The organism is Kineococcus sp. NBC_00420, assembly GCF_036021035.1.
GTDB lineage: Bacteria > Actinomycetota > Actinomycetes > Actinomycetales > Kineococcaceae > Kineococcus.
The window spans coordinates 4,628,512-4,647,414 of record NZ_CP107930.1; the positions used below are offsets into that span (position 1 = coordinate 4,628,512).

Sequence of the window (18,903 nt, forward strand, 5' to 3'; positions counted from 1 at the left end):
CCGACCCTACGCCTGCACCCCTCGGGTGGTCAGCGCTCGAGCGCGGGACGCTTCGGGTCGAACGTCCAGCCGGGGTGCAGGAACTGCATGGCGATCGCGTCGTCGCGGGCTCCGAGACCCTCGCGCTGGTACAGCTCGTGCGCCGCCGCCAGTCGTTCCTCGTCGAGTTCGACTCCGAGCCCGGGGGTGGTGGGGACGTTCAGGAAACCGTCGCGGATCGGGAACGGTTCCTTCGTGAGGCGCTGGCCGTCCTGCCAGATCCAGTGCGTGTCGATGGCCGTGACGTCACCCGGCGCGGCGGCCGCGACGTGGGTGAACATCGCCAGCGAGACGTCGAAGTGGTTGTTGGAGTGCGAACCCCAGGTCAGACCCCAGGCCTCGCACAGCTGGGCGACCCGGACGGAACCCGCCATCGTCCAGAAGTGCGGGTCGGCGAGCGGGATGTCGACGGCGCCGGCGCGGACCGCGTGCCCGAGCTGACGCCAGTCGGTGGCGACCATGTTCGTCGCCGTCCGCATCCCTGTCGCCCGCTTGAACTCGGCCAGCACCTCCCGGCCGGAGTACCCGCCCTCGGCCCCGCACGGGTCCTCGGCGTAGGCGAGGACGTCGCGCAGGTCGCGGCCGTGGCGGATCGCGTCGGCCAGCGACCACCCGCCGTTGGGGTCCAGGGTGATCCGGGCGTCGGGGAAGCGCTTCGCGAGCGCGGTGACGACCTCGACCTCCTGCTCGCCGGGCAGGACGCCGCCCTTGAGCTTGAAGTCCGCGAACCCGTACCTCGCCTGCGCCGCCTCGGCGAGGCGCACGACGGCCGCGGCGTCCAGCGCGGGTTCGTGCCGCAGTCGCGACCAGTCGTCGGGTGCGTCCGGTTCCTCCCGGTAGGCGAGGTCGGTCGTGGTGCGGTCGCCGACGAAGAACAGGTACCCCAGGGCCTGGACCCGGTCGCGCTGGCGACCCTCGCCGAGGAGGTCGGCGACGGGGACCTCCAGGAACCTCCCGAGCAGGTCCAGCAGCGCCGCCTCGAACGCCGTGACGACGTGCACGGTGGTGCGCAGGTCGAACGTCTGCAGGCCGCGTCCGGCGGCGTCGCGGCCGGCGAAGGTGCGCTGCACCTCGGCCAGCGTCTGGCGGTGCCGTGCGATCGGTCGCCCCACGACGAGACGGCCGGCCTCGACGAGCGTGGTGCGGATCGCCTCCCCGCCGGGAACCTCACCGACGCCGGTCCGGCCGTCGGAGTCGGTGAGGACGACGACGTTGCGGGTGAAGAACGGGGCGTGGGCACCGGAGAGGTTGAGCAGCATGTCGTCGTGGCCGGCGACCGGGACGACCCGGACGTCGACGACGACGGGGACGTCGCTCACGAGTCCGGTTCCGTCGCCGGCAGGACGAGGTCGCCGGTCAGCTCCACCACGTCAGACCACCCTCTTGACCAGGTCGCTCAGCTCGGCCAGTTCGCCCGCGGTGAGGTCGACCAGCGGCGGGCGCACGGGACCGGCCGGCCGGCCGACGGCGGTCATCCCGGCCTTCACGATCGAGACCGCGTACCCGTTGGTCCGGTTGCGGATGTCGAGGTAGGGGATGACGAACTCCCGCAGGCGGTCGTAGACACCGTCGCGGTCCCGGGCGGTGACCCGACCGTGGAAGTCCAGCGCCCACTGCGGGGCGAAGTTGAAGATGGCCGACGAGTACGTGGTGGCCCCGAGTTCCAGGTAGGGCAGGGCGTAGGTCTCGGCCGTGGGCAGCCCGCCGACGTAGACGAGGCGGTCGCCGTGGGTGGCGTACAACGTCGCCATCAGGTCGATGTCGCAGATGCCGTCCTTGAACCCGATGAAGTTCGGGAACTCCTCGACCAGCCGGTTCACCGTCGCCGCCGTGAACCTCGCGTTGGCCCGGTGGTACACGACGACGCCCAGGGACGTCGCGCGGCAGATCGCGGCGACGTGCTGGTACAGCCCCTGCTGGGTGAGTTCGTTGAGGTAGGGCGGCAGGACGAACACGCCGTCCGCACCGGCCGCCTCGACGGCCCGGGTCATCTCGACCGCGGTGGACGTGCCGTACCCGACCGGGCCGACGACGGGGCTGCGGTGCTCGTTGGCCTCGACCGTGGCGGAGACGACCTGCAGGACCTCGGCGATCGTCAGCGCCGGGAACTCGCCCGTGCCGCCCGCCGCGAACAGCCCGGACGCGCCGAACCCGCTGAGGTGGGCGACGTGGTCGCGGTAGCCGGCTTCGTCGAAGCTGAGGTCGGCGTGGGTGTGGGTGACCGGGAACGAGAGGAGACCGGAGCCGAGGGCGGTGCGGAGGTCGGTGGGGGCGAGGTCGCTGGGCTGGGTCACGGGATCTCCGGTTCGGGGGGTGGGGTTCACCAACGGGCGGTGTTCGGGCTGAAACCCGGGTCGACGGTGCGCATGTACGTCGTGTCGTCGCGGTTGCGGATGCCGCACGCCAGGTACTGCTCGTGCAGCCGGGCGAGCGCGTCCCGGTCGAGTTCCACCCCGAGGCCCGGGGTGGTCGGCACCTTCACCGCGCCGCCCGCGAAGGTGAGCACCCCGGGGAGGACGACGTCGTCCTCGGGCCGTTTCCACGGCCAGTGCGTGTCGCACGCGTAGTCGAGGTTCGGGGTCGCGGCGGCGAGGTGGGTCATCGCGGCGAGGCTGATCCCGAGGTGGGAGTTGGAGTGCATCGACAACCCCATCCCGAACACCTCGCAGATCCGGGCCAGGTCCTGCGAGCGGCGCAGTCCGCCCCAGAAGTGGTGGTCGGAGAGGACGACCTGGACGGCGTCCTGCGCGACCGCCGGGGGCAGGTGTCCGAAGGCGACGACGCACATGTTGGTGGCCAACGGCATCCGCCCCTGCAGCTTCGCCGCGACGCTCGCCATGCCCTCGAGTCCGGGGGTCGGATCCTCGAGGTACTCGAGAACCCCGTCGAGCTGCTCGGCGACCCGGACCGAGGTCTCGGGGGTCCAGGCGCCGTTGGGGTCCAGGCGCAGCGGCAGGTCGGGGAACTCCGCGCGCAGCGCCCGGATCGCCTCGACCTCCTCGTCCGGCGGGAAGACCCCGCCCTTCAGCTTGATCGCGGTGAACCCGAACTCGTCGACCATGCGGCGGACCTGGGCGACGACACCGGCGGGGTCCAGCGCCGCGCCCCAGTCGTCGTCCTCCTGGCCGGGGTGGGCGGCCCACTTGTAGAACGCGTAGGCGCTGTAGGCGACCTCGTCGCGGACCCTCCCGCCGAGGAGGTCGCTGACGGGGCGGCCGGTGAGCTTGCCCTGCACGTCGAGGGCGGCGACCTCGAACGCGGCGACGACGCGGTCGGCGGTGTTGGAGGTGGTGATCTGCAGACCCGTGCCGTGCCCACCGGTGGTGGTGTCCTCGCTGAGGGAGTCCACGACCGCGCGTTGCAGCGCGTTCAGGTCGAAGACGTCGAGACCCCGGAGCCGGACCGCGGCCGCGCGGAGGCGGTCGAGGTGGGCCGCGTCGCCGTAGCTCTCGCCGAGACCGTGGAACCCGTCCTCGGTCTCGACCTCGATGACGCTGCGCAGGGCGAAGGGTTCGTGCACGCCGACGTTGTTGAGCAGGGGGAGGTCGCGGAAGGCGACCGGGGTGATCTCGACCCGGGTGATCCGGCTCGTGGTGCTGCGGCTGGGCATGTCCGTCCTTCGTCATCGGCAGGAGGTGACGCCATCGTGCCACACGTCCACATCTGCGGACAATGACCTAGCACGTGTTCGATGCAGGGATCTGTGGTCGTGGCATCCTGTCGAGTACGAGTCAATGGGCAGGGCGAGCACGACCCGGGGGGCGGGATGACCACTGAGACGCGGGTGCGCCACGTCGTGAACGACGGTGGTCTCGACGAGTGGCTGGACGAGCGTCGACGACTCGGCCAGGACGGGCGCGACGAGGTCTGGGACGGGGTCTACCACGTGGTTCCGCACGCACGGAGCAATCACGGCAAGCTCGCGCACAAGCTCAGTGCCGAGCTGCACGAGGTGGCGCGAGCGAGGGGAGTCAACCCGACGGGCGAGTTCAACCTCGGCGACGCCAACGACTACCGCATTCCCGACATGGGCTGGACCGCATCGCCCGTCGACGACGCGGACCTCTACGTGCCCTCCGTGGAGATCGTCGTGGAGTTGGAGTCCCCGGGCGACGAGACGTGGCAGAAGGTGCCGTTCTACTTCGCGCGGGGGGTGCGCGAGGTGTGGGTCATCGCGCCCCACGACCGAGGCGTGCGGGTGCTGACATCAGAGGGCCACGACGTCGGGCTGAGCGACGTCCTGGGTGTCACGCTCGCCCAGATCCGGGCGGCGCTCGGCTGGGACTGAGAGCCCAGCTGTTCGCCACCCGTCGCTGGGGACCCGTCGAGGGCCGAACCACCAGCGGAGGTCGCTCAGGAACAACTCGCAGAGGGAGCGTGAGGACGAGAGGTGGCGCAGGAACCGGCCGCCCACGAGCGGTCGCTGCAGAAGATCTTCTTCAGCGGTTGCGCGTTCAGCGTCCCTGTCCACCGACGTCCCTACCGCTGGGGCCGCGACGAGGCGGTCCGACTCCTCGACGACCTCGAGCAGTCCGCTCCTTCGGAGGTTCGACCGGCTCGGCCGTCTTCGCGCTCACGACGCAGGTCCTGGAACGCGAACTCGATCGACGCGTGGGAGGTGCGGTGAGCCAGCGGGTGGAGCGCGTCCTCACGGACTCCCGTCGTCAGGTGGGTCAGGGCCTTGAGCGCTACGGGGTCCGTGGGGGTACGGTGTCGGTGTGGCTCGTCTGGAGAACCTCCTCCTTCGTCGCCGCGCCGGGGCCAGCTAGGCCGGTCTCCCCGTCGCGGGACCTCGTCGTGCGTGCCGGCCGCCCCACCAGAGCCGCCCATGAGGAGCAGAAGTGCAGAACACCCAGAACCCCAGCCCGATGCCGTTCGGCAAGTACGTTCCCTTCCACGAGCAGATCACCGTGGAACTGCCGGACCGCACCTGGCCGACCAGGCGCATCGAGAAGGCTCCGCGCTGGTGCGCGGTGGACCTGCGCGACGGCAACCAGGCCCTGATCGACCCCATGAACGCCGAGCGCAAGCTGCGGATGTTCACGCTGCTCGTCGAGATGGGCTACAAGGACATCGAGGTGGGCTTCCCGTCGGCGAGCCAGACGGACTTCGACTTCGTCCGCACGCTGATCGAGAACGACCTCATCCCTGACGACGTGCGCATCCAGGTCCTGACCCAGGCCCGCGAGCACCTCATCGAACGCACCTACGAGTCCCTGCGCGGGGCGAAGCAGGCGATCGTCCACCTGTACAACTCCACCTCGGTGCTGCAGCGCCGCGTCGTCTTCGGCAGCGACGAGGACGGCATCGTCGACCTGGCCCTGCAGGGTGCGCGACTGTGCCGGAAGTTCGAGGAGACGATCCCGGACACGACGGTCTACTACGAGTACTCCCCGGAGTCCTACACGGGCACCGAACTCGAGTTCGCCGCCCGCATCTGCAACGCCGTCATCGAGGTCTTCGAACCGACCCCCGAGCGCCAGGTGATCGTCAACCTGCCCGCCACCGTCGAGATGACGACGCCGAACGTCTACGCCGACTCCATCGAGTGGATGTCGCGCCACCTCGCCCACCGCGAGAACGTCCTGCTGTCGCTGCACCCGCACAACGACCGCGGAACCGGTGTCGCCGCAGCCGAACTGGGCTACCTGGCCGGTGCGGACCGCATCGAGGGCTGCCTGTTCGGCAACGGCGAACGCACCGGCAACGTCGACCTGGTGACCCTGGGCCTGAACCTCTTCAGCCAGGGGATCGACCCGCAGATCGACTTCTCCGACATCGACCACGTCCGCCGCACCGTCGAGCACTGCAACCAGCTCCCCGTCGGCGAGCGCGTGCCCTACGGCGGCGACCTCGTCTTCACGGCCTTCTCCGGCTCCCACCAGGACGCCATCAAGAAGGGGCTGGAGGCGATGGAGCGCGACGCGGCGGCCGTCGGGAAGACCGTCGACGAGATCCCCTGGGCCGTTCCCTACCTGCCGATCGACCCCAAGGACGTCGGGCGTTCCTACGAGGCCGTCATCCGGGTCAACTCCCAGTCGGGCAAGGGGGGCGTGGCCTACCTGCTGAAGGCCGAGCACCAGCTCGACCTGCCGCGCCGGCTGCAGATCGAGTTCAGCCGCGTCATCCAGGAGCACACCGACGCCCAGGGCGGCGAGGTCTCCTCGAAGCAGATCTTCGACGTGTTCTCCGACGAGTACCTGCCCTCGAAGACCGGCACCCCCGACTGGGGTCGGTTCGCGTTGCGCGGCACCCGCTCCGTGAGCGTGGTCGACGGGGCGGACACCCTGGAGGTCGACCTCTACGACGGCGGGGTGGTCACCACCGTCCAGGGCACCGGCAACGGCCCCATCGCGGCGTTCTGCGCGGCGCTGGGGGAGCAGGGCGTCGACGTCCGCGTCCTCGACTACGCGGAGCACGCGCTCTCGGCCGGTGGCGACGCACAGGCCGCGGCCTACGTCGAGTGCGCCGTCGACGGGCGCGTCCTGTGGGGTGTGGGCGTGGACCACAACATCACGACCGCGTCGCTGAAGGCCGTCGTCTCCGCGGTGAACCGCGCTCTGCGCTGACGCCCAGCCCCTCTCGCCCCGTGATCTCGTGCGGTGTCCCGCGCAAGATCACGGGGCGAGGTGGTTGAACGTGCATCTAGAAGATTCGGCCACGCTCCGCGATCGCACCCGGTAAGATCTGTCACCACGTGTGATCGTGGCGGTGTGATCGAAGGGGGCGCGGTGGGCAACGAGCTCGAGGTCGTCAGTCCGTTCGGACCCTTCGACGCCCTCGCGGAGTCCGCGCACCGCCTCTACCTCGACGGCTACGGCGAAGCCGCCATCGCCGCCAGCCGCGAAGGCCTCCTCTTCACCGAACTCGCCGGCGACGAGCGCACCGCCCGCTACCTGCAGTTCATCTGCGGGGTCGCGCTGCACCAGCTCGGCCGCGCCGCCGAGGCCAGCGAAGAGGCCGGCCACCTGCTGCGCCGCCTCGGCACCGACGCCGAACCCGTCTGGCGCGCCAAGGCCCTCGCCCTGCTCGCCGAGTCCCGCGTCGACCTCGGCATGACCGCCCTCGCGATGGACCACCTCGCCGAGGGCCAGCTGATCGTCTCCGCCCAGCCGATCCGCACCTACGACCACCTCTCGGCCACGATGTCGGTCGCGCTCGCGCTCAACGCCCTCGCGCTCTTCGAACCCGCCGACGAGCTCATGGTCCAGATGCTCGCCCTCACCTTCCCGCCCGCCCGGGTCCAGCTCAACGTCGCCCAGGAAGCCGCCGTCCTCCAGGTCGCGTGGGGCGCCATGCTCGAGGTCGCCGGCCGCGCCCCGGAAGCCTGGCCGCACTACACCGTCGCCCTCGCCCGCGCCGCCCGCATGCGCGCGCTCGCCCACGACGTCGGCTACCCCGAGATGCTCGCCCGCGCCGAGGCCATCGAGGCCTTCGTCCTGCAGCGCACCGGGCAGACCGACCTGGCCCAGGGTCGGCTGCGGCCCGCGATGGCCGCGTTCCGGCTGCGCGAGGAACTCGCCGAGACCCAGATCGCCCGCATCGCCATGGCCCAGGCGCGCGCCGACGCCGGCGACCAGACCGAGGCCGCCGAACTCCTCGCCGCCGTCCAGCGCGTCTCCTCCTCCACCCAGCTCGACGTCTGGGGCCTCACGGCGCTCGCCGTCCGGGCGCGCAACGCCGTCCTGCGCGACGGACGCAGCGAGGCCGCGGACGCCCTCGAGCTCCTCGCGCAGATCTCGCTGTCGCGGCTGTGGGAGGACCGGGAGAGCCGGTTCGAGGCCCTGCAGGACCGCATCCAGCAGCGCGAGATGGCCGAGCAGCACGAGCGCATCGGTCGTGCCGCCCTCGTCGACCCGATGACGGGTCTCGGCAACCGCCGCCGGCTGCAGCAGGTCCTGGAGCGCCCCGACCAGCGCTTCAGCGCCGTCCTGCTCGACGTCGACCGTTTCCGCGCCGTCAACGACGAGCACGGCCACGACGCCGGCGACGCCGTCCTGCAGCGCATCGCCGACCTCCTGCAGCGCAACGTCTCCGACGACGACATCGTCGTCCGGTTCGGGGGTGACGAGTTCGTCGTCCTGGTCCCGGGGAACCGGAACGCCGAACCGACCGCCGAGCGCCTCCTCGAGGTCGTGCGCAAGGAACCCTGGCTGGAGATCTCCCTCGGGCTGCGGGTCACCGCGTCGGTGGGGTTGGCCGGGCCGGCCTCGGCCGCCGAGGCCCTCGCCGGCGCGGACGCCGCCTGCGACGTCGCCAAGCGCGCCGGGCGCGACCGCCTCGTCACCGCCTGACCCCTCCGGGTGGGGGCGCCTAGAGTGGGGGTGTGGCGGGGGCGCGGGGATCGAGCATCGGCGGGGCGAAGACCTACCGCGACGAGGCCGTCGTCCTGCGCGCCACCAAGCTCGGTGAGGCCGACAGGATCCTCTCGCTGCTGACCCGCCACCACGGCCGGGTGCGGGCCGTCGCCAAGGGGGTGCGGCGCACGTCGTCGAAGTTCGGCGCGCGCCTGGAACCCTTCACCTGCATCGACGTCCAGCTCCACCACGGCCGCACCCTCGACACCGTCACCCAGGTCGACGTCCTGGCCCCCTACGGGCAGAACCTCGCCACCGACTACGGCCTCTACACCGTCGGCTCGGCGATGCTGGAGACCGCCGAGCGGTTCACCGAGGTGGAACGGGAGGTCGCGACCCAGCAGTACCTGCTGCTCGTCGGGGCGCTGCGTTCGCTCTCCCGCCGCGAGCACGACTCCTCGCTCGTCCTCGACGCGTTCCTGCTGCGCTCGCTGGCCATCGCCGGCTACGCCGCGAGCTTCACCGACTGCGCGAGGTGCGGAGCACCCGGCCCGCACGCGGCGTTCAACATCTCCGCCGGCGGGGCCGTCTGCTCCTCCTGCCGCCCGCCGGGTTCCGCCGCGCCCGACCCGCGGACCCTCACGCTCCTCGCGGCGCTGCTCAGCGGGGAGTGGGAGATCGCCGACGCCGTGGAGGAGCGCTGCCGCCGCGAGGGCAGCGGTCTCGTCGCGGCCTTCCTGCAGTGGCACCTGGAGCGCGGGATCCGCTCGTTGCGGCACGTGGAACGGGAACCGCTGGTCCCGCGATGAGTTCCGGGCTCGGCGCAGGTCACCCCGTCGTGCTGCAGGAACTGCTGGAGTCCTTCGTCCGCTCGGGAACCGTCGCCGGCGCGGTCGCCCTCGTCGAACGTGACGGTCGTCGCGAGGTCGCCGTGGCCGGGGTCGCCGATCTCGCGACCGGGCGCCTCCTCACCCGCGACACCCCGTTCCGCTACGCCTCGATCACCAAACCCCTCGTCGCGGCGGCCACGATGACCTTCGTCGACGACGGCGCCCTGCGCCTCGACGACCCGATCGAGCGGTGGCTACCGGAACTGCGCGGCGTCCGGGTGCTCCGGACCCCTGATGCGGACCTCGACGACACCGTTGCACTGCAACGCCCCCAGAGCGTGGAGGACCTGCTGACGTCGCGCTGCGGTTGGGGTTTTCCCTCCTCGTTCGAGGGGGAGTGGGTGCAGTCGCTGTTCCCGCTGCAGCCGGGGCTGGAGATCTCCCTCCCGCCGGCTCCGCAGGAGTGGCTCACCGCGCTCGCCGCGCTGCCGTTGCGCCACCAACCCGGCGAGGGCTGGCTCTACAACACCAGCTTCGACCTGCTCGGGATCCTGCTCGCGCGGGTCGGGGGAGCCGATCTCGGCGAGGTGCTGCGGACGCGCCTGTTCGGACCCCTGGGGATGCGCGACACCGCGTTCTCGGCCGCACCCGACCGACTTCCCGCGGCCTACCGGCTGGGCGCGGACGGCCTGGACCTCTTCGACGCCTCCGACGGGAGGTGGAGCAGCCCGCCGCGCTTCCTCTCCGGCGCCGGCGGGTTGGTCGGGACGCTGGACGACTGGTCGCGGTTCGCCCACGAACTGCTGGCCCCCCGGCTGCTGTCGCCGGACGCGGTGCGGGCCATGACCACCGACCACCTGATCGACGCCCAACGCCTCGAGGGGGAGGTGTTCCTCGAGGGTGAGGGGTGGGGTTTCGGCGGGTCCGTGCACCCGGTCACCGGCCGCTACGGGTGGGTCGGCGGGTCGGGGACGAGCGCCCACGTCGTCCCCGCTCGCGGGACGACCGGGATCCTGCTGACCCAGACCGCGATGGACTCGCCCGTCCCCCCGACGTTCCTGCGGGAGTTCTGGGACTACGCCTTCTGAGGTTCCCGGGTCAGGCGCCAGTCGTCGTCGAAACCCTCGACGACCACCGACGTCGCGTTGGCCATCCGCGGCAGTGCGAGGCCCATCAGGCCGTTCACGGTGGCGCGCAGGAACGTCCCGTGCGCGACCACGACGAGCGGCGCGTCGCCGTGCTCGGCGCGCAGGCGGCGCAGGGCCGCCGCGCCCCGGGCGCAGACGTCGTCCCAGGTCTCCTGACCGGGGCGCTCACCGTTCGGGAAGCGGGCGGTGAGCTCCTCGAGGTCGCCGCCCTCGGCCTCGCCGAAGTTGCGCTCCACGAGGTCGTCGTGGGCGGGCAGCAGCTCCAGGCCGAGGTGGTCGGCGATGATCTGGGCGGTCTCGCGGGCCCGGGAGAGCGGCGAGGACGTGATGGCCGTCCATCCCTGACCGGCCAGCTGGTCGGCGAGCGCCAGCGCCTGGGCGCGGCCGGTGTCGTTCAGCGGGATGTCGGTGCGTCCCTGCAGCCGGCCGTCCCGGTTCCAGTCGGTCTCCCCGTGCCGGACGAGCGCGGTGCGGGGAGGAACTGTGGGGGAGGGCACGTCCCATGGTCTCACCTGGCACCCTGGGGACCGTGCCAGGACGTCGACGCTCAGCCCCGCCTCCCGTGAACCGCGTGGTGGTCGCGCCCCCGCCCCACCCCTCCGGCGCGCGGCCGCCGACGTTGCCCGCCGACCTCGTCCCGAAGCACGTCGCGATCGTCATGGACGGCAACGGCCGCTGGGCGAACGCCCGGGGTCTGTCCCGCGTCGAGGGCCACAAGATGGGCGAGGCGTCCCTGCTCGACGTCGTCGCCGGGGCCATCGAGGTGGGGGTGACCCACGTGTCGGCCTACGCGTTCTCGACCGAGAACTGGAAGCGCAGTCCCGACGAGGTGAAGTTCCTCATGGGGTTCAACCGCGACGTCATCCGTCGCCGGCGCGACGTCATGAACTCCTGGGGGGTGCGGGTGCGCTGGGCGGGGCGTCGTCCCCGCCTGTGGCGCAGCGTGATCACCGAGCTCGAGACGGCCCAGGAGATGACCCGGGACAACACCGTCTGCACGTTGACGATGTGCGTGAACTACGGCGGCCGCGCGGAGATCGTCGACGCGACCCGGGCCATCGCCCAGGAGGTCGCGGCCGGGAGGCTGAACCCGGACCGGATCGACGAGAAGACGATCGCCCGCTACCTCGACGAACCGGACATGCCCGACGTGGACCTGTTCTGGCGTTCCTCGGGGGAGCAGCGGACCTCGGGGTTCCTGCCGTGGCAGTCCACCTACGCCGAGATGGTGTTCTCCGACGTGCTCTGGCCCGACGTGGACCGGCGGTCGTTGTGGGCGGCCATCGAGACCTACGCCGAACGGGACCGGCGCTACGGCGCGGCCCGGGACACGCCCACCGCCTGAGGGATCGTTGCCTCCCCGGTGTCACTGGACGACACCGGGGAGGCAACGATCCCCAACGGGTCAGCCGGTGTTGCGCATCCCCGCGGCGATGCCGTTGATGGTCAGCAGCAGGGCGCGGCGCAGGGCGGGGTCGACGTCGTCACCGCTGGCCCGCGAGCGGGCGAGCAGGGACACCTGCAGGGCGTGCAGCGGCGCGAGGTAGGCGTCGCGCAGTTCCAGGGTCCGCTTGAGCACGGGCGCGGACTGCAGGAGTTCGTCCTGCTCGGTCAGCAGCAGGATCTCCTCCAGCGTCGTCGCGTGCTCGGCGCGGATCACGTCGAACGTCGCGCGCTGGTCGGGCGAGACGAGCTCGTCGACGTAGTGCCGGGCGATGCCCAGGTCGGTCTTCGCCAGGGTCATCTGCACGTTGGAGATGAAGCTGCGGAAGAAGCTCCAGTCGGCCGCCATGGCCTTGAGGTCGTCGCTGCGCCCGGCCTCGCGGGCCGCCTTGAGACCCGAACCCACCCCGAACCAGCCGGGCACGTTGATGCGGGTCTGGGTCCAGCCGAACACCCACGGGATCGCGCGCAGGTCCTCGAGCCCCCCCGTCCCACCGGGGCGACGGGAGGGACGCGAACCCATGTTGAGGTTCCCGAGCTCCTCGACCGGGGTGGCGGTGAGGAAGAACGGCACGAGACCGGGGTCGCCGATGAGGCGGCGGTAGGCCTCCTGGCCCTTTGCGGCGACGATGCCCATCGTCACGTCCCAGTCGTCCAGGACGGTGTCCGGCTGCAACGGCGTGCGGTGCAACGTGGACGCCTCGAGCGCGGCGGACAGCGCGACCTCGAGGTTGTGGCGGGCCAGGCGCGGCTGGACGTACTTGTCGGAGATCACCTCGCCCTGCTCGGTGACCTTGATCGGACCGTCGAGGGTGCCGTAGGGCTGGGCCAGGATCGCCTCGCCGGTGGGACCGCCGCCGCGCCCGACCGACCCGCCGCGGCCGTGGAAGAGGCGCAGGGTCACCCCGTAGCGGGCGGCGACGTCGCGCAGCGCGCGCTGGGCGCGGTGGATCTGCCAGCGCGAGGCCGCGATCCCGGCGTCCTTGGAGGAGTCGGAGTAGCCGAGCATGATCTCCTGCACGTTCCCCCGGGCCGCCACGACACGACGGTAGGAGGCGTCGGAGAGCAGACCCTCGAGGAGTTCCTCGGCGTTCTCGAGCTCGGTGACGGTCTCGAAGAGCGGGGCGAACCCGATGCGCGCCACGTCGTTGGCACCCGGCGTCTCGGCCAGGTCGACGAGGCCGACCTCACGGGCCAGGACGACGACGGCGAAGAGGTCGTCGATGCCCTTGGTCATCGAGACGATGTAGGTCTCGATCGTCTCGTCGCCGTAGCGGTCGAGGGAGTCGCGGATGGTCGAGAACAGCCGTACGACCTTCTCGGGGGTCCCCGTGAGGGTGCGGACCGCGGCGCCGATGAGCGGGCGGTGGCCCGTCATCTCCTTGGAGAGGAGCTTGGTGCGGGCGGTGCGGTCGAGGTCGGCGTAGGGCGTGATGAGTTCACCGAGGCGGTCGTAGATCGCGCCGAGCGCCTCGTGGTGCTTGCCCGCGTCCTCGCGCACGTCCAGGGTCGCCAGGCCGAAGCCCACCGCGCGGGTGACGCGCAGCAGCCGGGCCACGGCGCCGTCGGCGACGAGGTGACCTTCGTTGGCGCGCAACGACTCCGAGATCATCACGATGTCGGCGGTGAACTCGGCCACCGACGCGTAGTCGCGGCCGGGGACGTGGTCGTTGCCGGTGTGCAGCCGCGCCCGGGTCCCCTCGAGGCGGGCCAGGACGTAGGACAGCTTGAAGCGGTAGGGCTCCTCGCCGTTGAGGTGGATGCGGGAGGCGTGCACGTCGGGCAGCGCGGCGGCGTCGGCCTCGAGGGAGGCGAGCAGTTCCTCGGAGAACCCGACGATCTGGGTCGAGGCCGCGAGCTGGGTCATGAGGTCGCGGGTGGCGGCGCTGAGGACGTCCAGGGCCGCGTCGTGCTGCATCCCCAGGACCTCGGCGGTGACCTCGGGGGTCACGTTCGGGTTGCCGTCGCGGTCCCCGCCGACCCAGTTGCCGAAGCGCAGCGGCTGGGCGTCCAGCGGCAGGTCCAGGCCGAGCTCGGCGAGCCCGACCGAGAGGTCCTCGAGCAGGTCCGGCAGGACCGTGGAGGTCAGGTTGCGCAGGTAGTGCAGCGCCGAGCGGGCCTCGTCGGCCGGTCGGGGGCGCAGGACGCGCAGCTCGTCCGTCTGCCACAGCTCGTCGACGAGTTCGGCGAGGCGGCGCTGGCCGCGCTGGGCGTCGACGGGGCGCTGCGTCGGGTCCTCGGAGGCCTCGACGATGGTGGTGATCCGCAGCAGCAGGTCGAGCACCGAGCGACGGCTGGACTCGGTGGGGTGCGCGGTGAAGACCGGGCGCAGCTGGAGGCGACCGAGGATCTGCTGGGCGGTGGCCGGGTCGAGGTCACCGGCGGCCAGGGCCTCGCCGAGCCGGGCGAGGGTGGCGTCGAGGCCGCCACCGGACTGCTTGGACAGCTCCAGGCCGCGGTGCAGCTGCTCGGAGGCGTTCGCGAGCTGGAAGTAGGCGGTGAAGGCACGGGCCAGCACGATGGCGGTCGCGTCGTCCACCCCGGAGAGCAGCCGGGCCAGCTCCGCGCCGTCGTCGGCCTCGCGGGCCAGGGCGCGCACCTGCTCGACCAGGTCGAGGAGGTCCTGACCCTCGTGCCGGGTGAGCGAGGCGCCCAGGAGTTCCCCGAGCCGTCGGACGGAGGCCCGCAGGGCCGCGTGACCTTCGTGGGAGGAGACGCCGTCGACGGTCAGCCCGTCCTGGGACGTGCTCCGTACCTGGTCGTCCACTCCACTGGTCTCGTCGTGCGTGGTGCTCATCGCCTCGCCTCGCCTCCCTGCCGGTGCTCGGGTCGACGCTGACTCCGGGTGCACGTCCTGACTTGCCGTCCACCGCCCGGAGGGGGCGGCGGGGGCAGTCTTGCGTGTCCGTCGCCAGGGACGAAACCGGGGGAGGCGAGGCGCAGGTGCGTCCTCGGTGCGGACGCGACCTCAGCTGCCGTTGGCGGCGGCCTTGAGCTTGGAGCCGGCGGTGAGCTTGGCGCCGAAGGAGGCGGCGATCTCCATGGTCTCGCCGGTGCGCGGGTTGCGGCCCGTGCGGGCGGCGCGTTCCACGCGCTCGACGGTCATCAGGCCCGGGAGCTTGACGACCTCGCCCTTGCCGACGGCCTCGACGAGGACGTCGCCCAGGGCGTTGAGCATGGTGTCGGTGTCGGACTGCGTCAGGCCTGCGCGCTGGGCGACGGCGGTGACGAGTTCGGAGCGGTTCACGGTCTCTCCCGTTTGTCTCGAAGACGGTGGTCGGCCTGTGACGTTACCGGTCGTCACTGCTCGTGCTCAGCACGCGGCTCCCCGTGGGCCGCGTCGGAGGGGTCCGTGGAGGTTCCGCGAAGAGCGTCCTGCGGTGCTCGGACGAGCTCGCTGCACCCCGCGCACACGCCGAAGACCTCGACGACGTGCTGGACGGCGGTGAAGCCGTGGTCGGCGCCGACCCGCTTGGCCCAGGCCTCGACGGCCGGCCCCTCGACCTCGACGGTGGCCCCGCAGCGACGGCAGACCAGGTGGTGGTGGTGCCCGGTGGAGCAGCGGCGGTAGACGGCCTCGGCGCCGTCGTCGGTGCGCAGCACGTCCACGTCACCGTCCTCGGCGAGGACCTGCAGCGCGCGGTAGACCGTGGCCAGGCCGACGTTCTCGCCCCGGGCCCGCAGCTTGGCGTGCAGGTCCTGGGCGGAGAGGAAGGCGTCGGCCTCGTCGAGGACCGCGGAGACGGCCGAACGCTGCTTCGTGGACCGGCGGGCCGGGATCGACACGACTGGCTCGTCTCCTTCCGTTCGTCCTGCGAGCCGTTCTCGACAGGCGGGTCAGGTCACCCTACGTGCTCGCGTGCACTGGGCCGAGCGGCGTCGGGCAGCGAGCAGGCGGGATCGCTCAGCGCGTAACCTCTGCGAGGACGCCTGCCCCGCCCGCGGGGTGGCGCTCGACCGCCGACACCCAGCCGGACAGGAGATCCCGCGTGGCCTCGCCCACCCCTCGCCTCGACGCCGTCATCAACCTCGCCAAGCGCCGAGGTTTCGTCTTCCCCTCGGGTGAGATCTACGGCGGTACCCGCTCGGCCTGGGACTACGGCCCCCTCGGGGTCGAGCTGAAGGAGAACATCAAGCGCCAGTGGTGGCGTCAGATGGTCTCCTCCCGCGACGACGTCGTCGGCCTGGACTCCTCCGTGATCCTGCCGCGGCGCGTGTGGGAGGCCTCCGGTCACGTCGAGGTCTTCAGCGACCCGCTGGTGGAGTCGCTGCAGACCCACAAGCGCTACCGGGCCGACCACCTGCTCGAGGCCTACGAGGCCAAGCACGGTCACCCCCCGGTCAACGGCCTCGCCGACGTGCCGGACCCGGAGACGGGCGTGCGCGGGCAGTGGACCGAACCCCGCGACTTCTCCGGCCTCATGAAGACCTACCTCGGTGCGGTCGACAACGAGGAGGGGATGCACTACCTGCGCCCCGAGACCGCCCAGGGCATCTTCGTGAACTTCGCCAACGTCATGGGCTCCGCGCGCAAGAAGCCGCCGTTCGGCATCGGCCAGATCGGCAAGAGTTTCCGCAACGAGATCACCCCCGGCAACTTCATCTTCCGGACGCGTGAGTTCGAGCAGATGGAGATGGAGTTCTTCGTCGAACCCGGCACCGACGAGCAGTGGCACCAGTACTGGCTCGACGAGCGCATGTCCTGGTACACGGGCCTGGGCATCGACGCCGGCAACCTCCGGTTCTTCGAGCACCCGCAGGAGAAGCTGTCGCACTACTCCAAGCGGACGGTCGACATCGAGTACCGGTTCGGGTTCCAGGGGTCGGAGTGGGGCGAGCTCGAGGGCGTCGCCAACCGCACCGACTACGACCTGACGACGCACGCCCGGGAGTCCGGCGTCGACCTGTCCTACTTCGACCAGACCAAGGGCGAACGCTGGGTCCCCTACGTCATCGAGCCCGCAGCGGGCCTGACCCGTTCGCTCATGGCGTTCCTCGTCGACGCCTACACCGAGGACGAGGCCCCGAACACCAAGGGCGGCGTCGACAAGCGCACCGTGCTGCGCCTGGACCACCGCCTCGCCCCGGTCAAGGCCGCGGTGTTCCCGTTGTCGCGCAACGAGTCCCTCTCGCCGAAGGCGCGTGACCTCGCGGCCGAGCTGCGCCGGAACTGGAACGTCGAGTTCGACGACGCCGGCGCCATCGGCCGTCGTTACCGCCGTCACGACGAGGTCGGCACGCCGTACTGCATCACCGTCGACTTCGACACCCTCGAGGACGAGGCGGTGACCATCCGCGAACGCGACACGATGGCGCAGGAACGCGTCGGGCTGACCCAGGTCACCCAGTGGCTGGGGGCGCGCCTCATCGGCGCCTGAACCACGGGCGGACGGCCGGAACCCCTGGGGGTTCCGGCCGTCCGTCTAGGCTTGCCGCGTGGACTCCAGCTTCGGGATCGGTGAGGTCAGTGAGCTGACGGGGATCGGCGTCGACGCGCTGCGCTTCTACGAACGCGAAGGGCTCCTCGTCGGACCCGTCCGGCGCGACCCCGGTGGTCGACGCCGCTACTCGGCGCTCGAGGTCGAGTGGCTGCGGATGTGCGCGCGGCTGCGGGGCACGGGGATGCCCGTGCCCGACGTCCGCCGCTACGCGGAACTCGTCCGGGCCGGCGAGGGCAACGAGGCCGAACGTCTCGGCCTGCTCGCCGCCCACCAGCACCGCGTCGAGGAGCAGCTGGCGGAACTCGCCTCCGCCCGCGACGTCATCGCCGCGAAGGTCGACCTCTACGCGGCGCGCCTCGCCGCCGGGACCGCGGGGGAGTCGTGGGTCGCCGGCCCCTCCCCGTGCGTCGCCGCGGTCCCCGCGCGGGTCGACGAGGTGGCCTGATCCGCTCTCCGTCCGGCGAACCCCGTCACGAGCTGCCCCGTCCCGAACTCGCCCGTCCGGTCGTCGCGGGCGTCGTCGCCGCGCTGACCGGGTTCGCGAGCTCCTTCGTCCTGGTGCTCGCGGGGCTGACCGCCGCCGGAGCCTCGCCCGCGCAGGCGGCGTCCGGTCTGCTCGCCCTCTGCCTCGCCCAGGGGCTCCTCGCCTGCCTCCTGTCCTGGCGCACCGGGCAGCCGCTGTCGTTCGTCTGGTCGACGCCCGGGGCCGCGTTGATCGTCGCCGCGCAGGGACGCACCGGTTCCTTCGCCGCGGCCGTCGGGGCGTTCCTCCTCTGCGCGCTGCTGCTCGTGGTCACCGGCGCCTGGCCGTGGCTGGCGAACCTCGTCCGGCGGGTTCCCACCCCGGTCTCGGGGGCGCTGCTGGCCGGGGTGCTGCTGCCGTTGTGCCTGGCCCCGGTCACCGCGGTGCGCCGCGAACCCGTGGCCGCGCTGGCCGTCGTGGTCGTGTGGCTGGTGCTGCGTCGCTACGCCACGGCGTGGGCGGTGCCCGCCGCGATGGTCGTCGGACTCCTCGGCACGGCGTGGCTGCTGGAGGGTGGGATCGCGCTCGAGTGGGCGCCGCGGCTGCTGGCGGTGGTCCCCGCCTTCGACCCCTTCGTCATCGTCTCGCTCGGGGTCCCGCTCTACGTCGTGACGATGGCCGGGCAGAACGTCCCGGGTTTCGCGATCCTCGACACCTTGGGCTACCGCGACGTCCCCGTCGCCCGCGTGCTCGTCGGGTCCGGGGTGGGCAGTGCCGTCGCGGCGTTCTTCGGCGGGCACGCGGTGAACCTCTCGGCGCTCGCCGCCGGGATCATCGCGGGGCCGGGCGCGTCCGCGGATCCGCGCCGGCGCTGGGTCGCCGCCGTGGCCGGGGGAGGCGGGTACCTGGTGCTCGGGCTGCTCGCGACCCCGATCGCCGAGTTCGTCGGCAACGGTGACCCGGTCCTCGTCGAGGCCGTCGCCGGGCTCGCCCTGCTCTCCTCCTTCGCCGGGGGACTGACCTCCGCGTTGAGCGACCCGAGGCACCGGGTGACGGCGGGCCTCACGTTCGCCGTCGTCGCCTCGGGAGTCACCTTCGCCGGAGTGGGGTCGGCGTTCTGGGGACTCGCGGCCGGACTCCTCGTCTTCTGGTGGTCGCGGGAGCGCGTCGTCACGAGGTGACATCCGTCATGGGTCCGGGGTGACGCGAGGCCGAGGCGCCGAGGTCCCCGACCCGTGAGGC

At 71.9% G+C, this 18,903-nt stretch carries 17 protein-coding genes; 10 read left to right on the forward strand and 7 right to left on the reverse strand.

The window, feature by feature from the left end; translation table 11 throughout:
- Window positions 1–29: 29 nt before the first annotated feature.
- The 3 genes from OG218_RS22665 to OG218_RS22675 form a co-directional block, all read right to left on the reverse strand.
- Window positions 30–1,298 carry an enolase C-terminal domain-like protein gene (locus OG218_RS22665; RefSeq protein WP_442906545.1) on the reverse strand — a complete coding sequence of 423 codons (1,269 nt, stop codon included), beginning with the start codon at window positions 1,296–1,298 and terminating at the stop codon, window positions 30–32.
- Between the two features lie 111 nt (window positions 1,299–1,409).
- Window positions 1,410–2,333, reverse strand: a complete 924-nt coding sequence (kdgD, locus tag OG218_RS22670; RefSeq protein ID WP_328295483.1) for a 5-dehydro-4-deoxyglucarate dehydratase — start codon at window positions 2,331–2,333, stop codon at window positions 1,410–1,412.
- Window positions 2,334–2,359: 26 nt separating this feature from the next.
- Window positions 2,360–3,649, reverse strand: a complete 1,290-nt coding sequence (locus OG218_RS22675) for a glucarate dehydratase family protein (protein ID WP_328295484.1) — start codon at window positions 3,647–3,649, stop codon at window positions 2,360–2,362.
- A 156-nt stretch (window positions 3,650–3,805) separates the two neighbouring features.
- Between OG218_RS22675 and OG218_RS22680 the strand changes: the two genes are divergently transcribed.
- From OG218_RS22680 to OG218_RS22705, 6 genes are all read left to right on the forward strand, one after another.
- Entirely contained in the window at window positions 3,806–4,327 is a 522-nt protein-coding gene (locus OG218_RS22680; protein ID WP_328295485.1) for a Uma2 family endonuclease, read from the forward strand.
- A gap of 102 nt (window positions 4,328–4,429) precedes the next feature.
- Entirely contained in the window at window positions 4,430–4,666 is a 237-nt protein-coding gene (locus tag OG218_RS22685) for a hypothetical protein (protein ID WP_328295486.1), read from the forward strand.
- Between the two features lie 241 nt (window positions 4,667–4,907).
- Complete coding sequence (gene leuA / locus OG218_RS22690; RefSeq protein WP_442906546.1) at window positions 4,908–6,608, forward strand: 2-isopropylmalate synthase; 1,701 nt, start codon at window positions 4,908–4,910, stop codon at window positions 6,606–6,608.
- A gap of 144 nt (window positions 6,609–6,752) precedes the next feature.
- On the forward strand, window positions 6,753–8,333 hold the full coding sequence (locus OG218_RS22695; RefSeq protein ID WP_328295488.1) for a GGDEF domain-containing protein: 1,581 nt from the start codon (window positions 6,753–6,755) through the stop codon (window positions 8,331–8,333).
- A gap of 32 nt (window positions 8,334–8,365) precedes the next feature.
- The gene (gene recO / locus OG218_RS22700; RefSeq protein ID WP_328295489.1) at window positions 8,366–9,145 is read left to right on the forward strand and encodes a DNA repair protein RecO; all 780 of its coding nucleotides are present in this window, start codon (window positions 8,366–8,368) and stop codon (window positions 9,143–9,145) included.
- Entirely contained in the window at window positions 9,142–10,254 is a 1,113-nt protein-coding gene (locus tag OG218_RS22705) for a serine hydrolase domain-containing protein (RefSeq protein WP_328295490.1), read from the forward strand. The genes recO and OG218_RS22705 overlap by 4 nt, the downstream gene beginning before the upstream one ends.
- Here OG218_RS22705 and OG218_RS22710 read toward each other — a convergent pair.
- A complete protein-coding gene (locus OG218_RS22710) occupies window positions 10,242–10,811 on the reverse strand; it encodes a histidine phosphatase family protein (protein ID WP_328295491.1) in 570 nt (189 codons plus the stop codon). The genes OG218_RS22705 and OG218_RS22710 overlap by 13 nt on opposite strands.
- A gap of 77 nt (window positions 10,812–10,888) precedes the next feature.
- Between OG218_RS22710 and OG218_RS22715 the strand changes: the two genes are divergently transcribed.
- Window positions 10,889–11,659 carry an isoprenyl transferase gene (locus tag OG218_RS22715; protein ID WP_380162154.1) on the forward strand — a complete coding sequence of 257 codons (771 nt, stop codon included), beginning with the start codon at window positions 10,889–10,891 and terminating at the stop codon, window positions 11,657–11,659.
- 60 nt (window positions 11,660–11,719) lie between these two features.
- Here the strand turns inward: OG218_RS22715 and ppc are convergent, their stop codons facing one another.
- From ppc to OG218_RS22730, 3 genes are all read right to left on the reverse strand, one after another.
- Complete coding sequence (gene ppc / locus OG218_RS22720) at window positions 11,720–14,554, reverse strand: phosphoenolpyruvate carboxylase (protein ID WP_328295493.1); 2,835 nt, start codon at window positions 14,552–14,554, stop codon at window positions 11,720–11,722.
- A gap of 171 nt (window positions 14,555–14,725) precedes the next feature.
- The gene (locus OG218_RS22725; protein WP_328295494.1) at window positions 14,726–15,004 is read right to left on the reverse strand and encodes an HU family DNA-binding protein; all 279 of its coding nucleotides are present in this window, start codon (window positions 15,002–15,004) and stop codon (window positions 14,726–14,728) included.
- A gap of 53 nt (window positions 15,005–15,057) precedes the next feature.
- Window positions 15,058–15,543 carry a Fur family transcriptional regulator gene (locus OG218_RS22730; RefSeq protein WP_328295495.1) on the reverse strand — a complete coding sequence of 162 codons (486 nt, stop codon included), beginning with the start codon at window positions 15,541–15,543 and terminating at the stop codon, window positions 15,058–15,060.
- A gap of 203 nt (window positions 15,544–15,746) precedes the next feature.
- Here OG218_RS22730 and OG218_RS22735 point away from each other — a divergent pair, with 203 nt between their 5' ends.
- Genes OG218_RS22735 through OG218_RS22745 form a run of 3 tightly spaced genes read left to right on the forward strand, consistent with a single transcriptional unit; the run spans window position 15,747 to window position 18,842 of the window.
- Entirely contained in the window at window positions 15,747–17,135 is a 1,389-nt protein-coding gene (locus OG218_RS22735; protein WP_328295496.1) for a glycine--tRNA ligase, read from the forward strand.
- Between the two features lie 58 nt (window positions 17,136–17,193).
- Window positions 17,194–17,643 (forward strand): MerR family transcriptional regulator, encoded by a 450-nt coding sequence (locus OG218_RS22740; protein ID WP_328295497.1) that lies wholly within the window; start codon window positions 17,194–17,196, stop codon window positions 17,641–17,643.
- The gene (locus tag OG218_RS22745) at window positions 17,580–18,842 is read left to right on the forward strand and encodes a benzoate/H(+) symporter BenE family transporter (RefSeq protein ID WP_328295498.1); all 1,263 of its coding nucleotides are present in this window, start codon (window positions 17,580–17,582) and stop codon (window positions 18,840–18,842) included. The genes OG218_RS22740 and OG218_RS22745 overlap by 64 nt, the downstream gene beginning before the upstream one ends.
- Window positions 18,843–18,903: the final 61 nt, after the last annotated feature.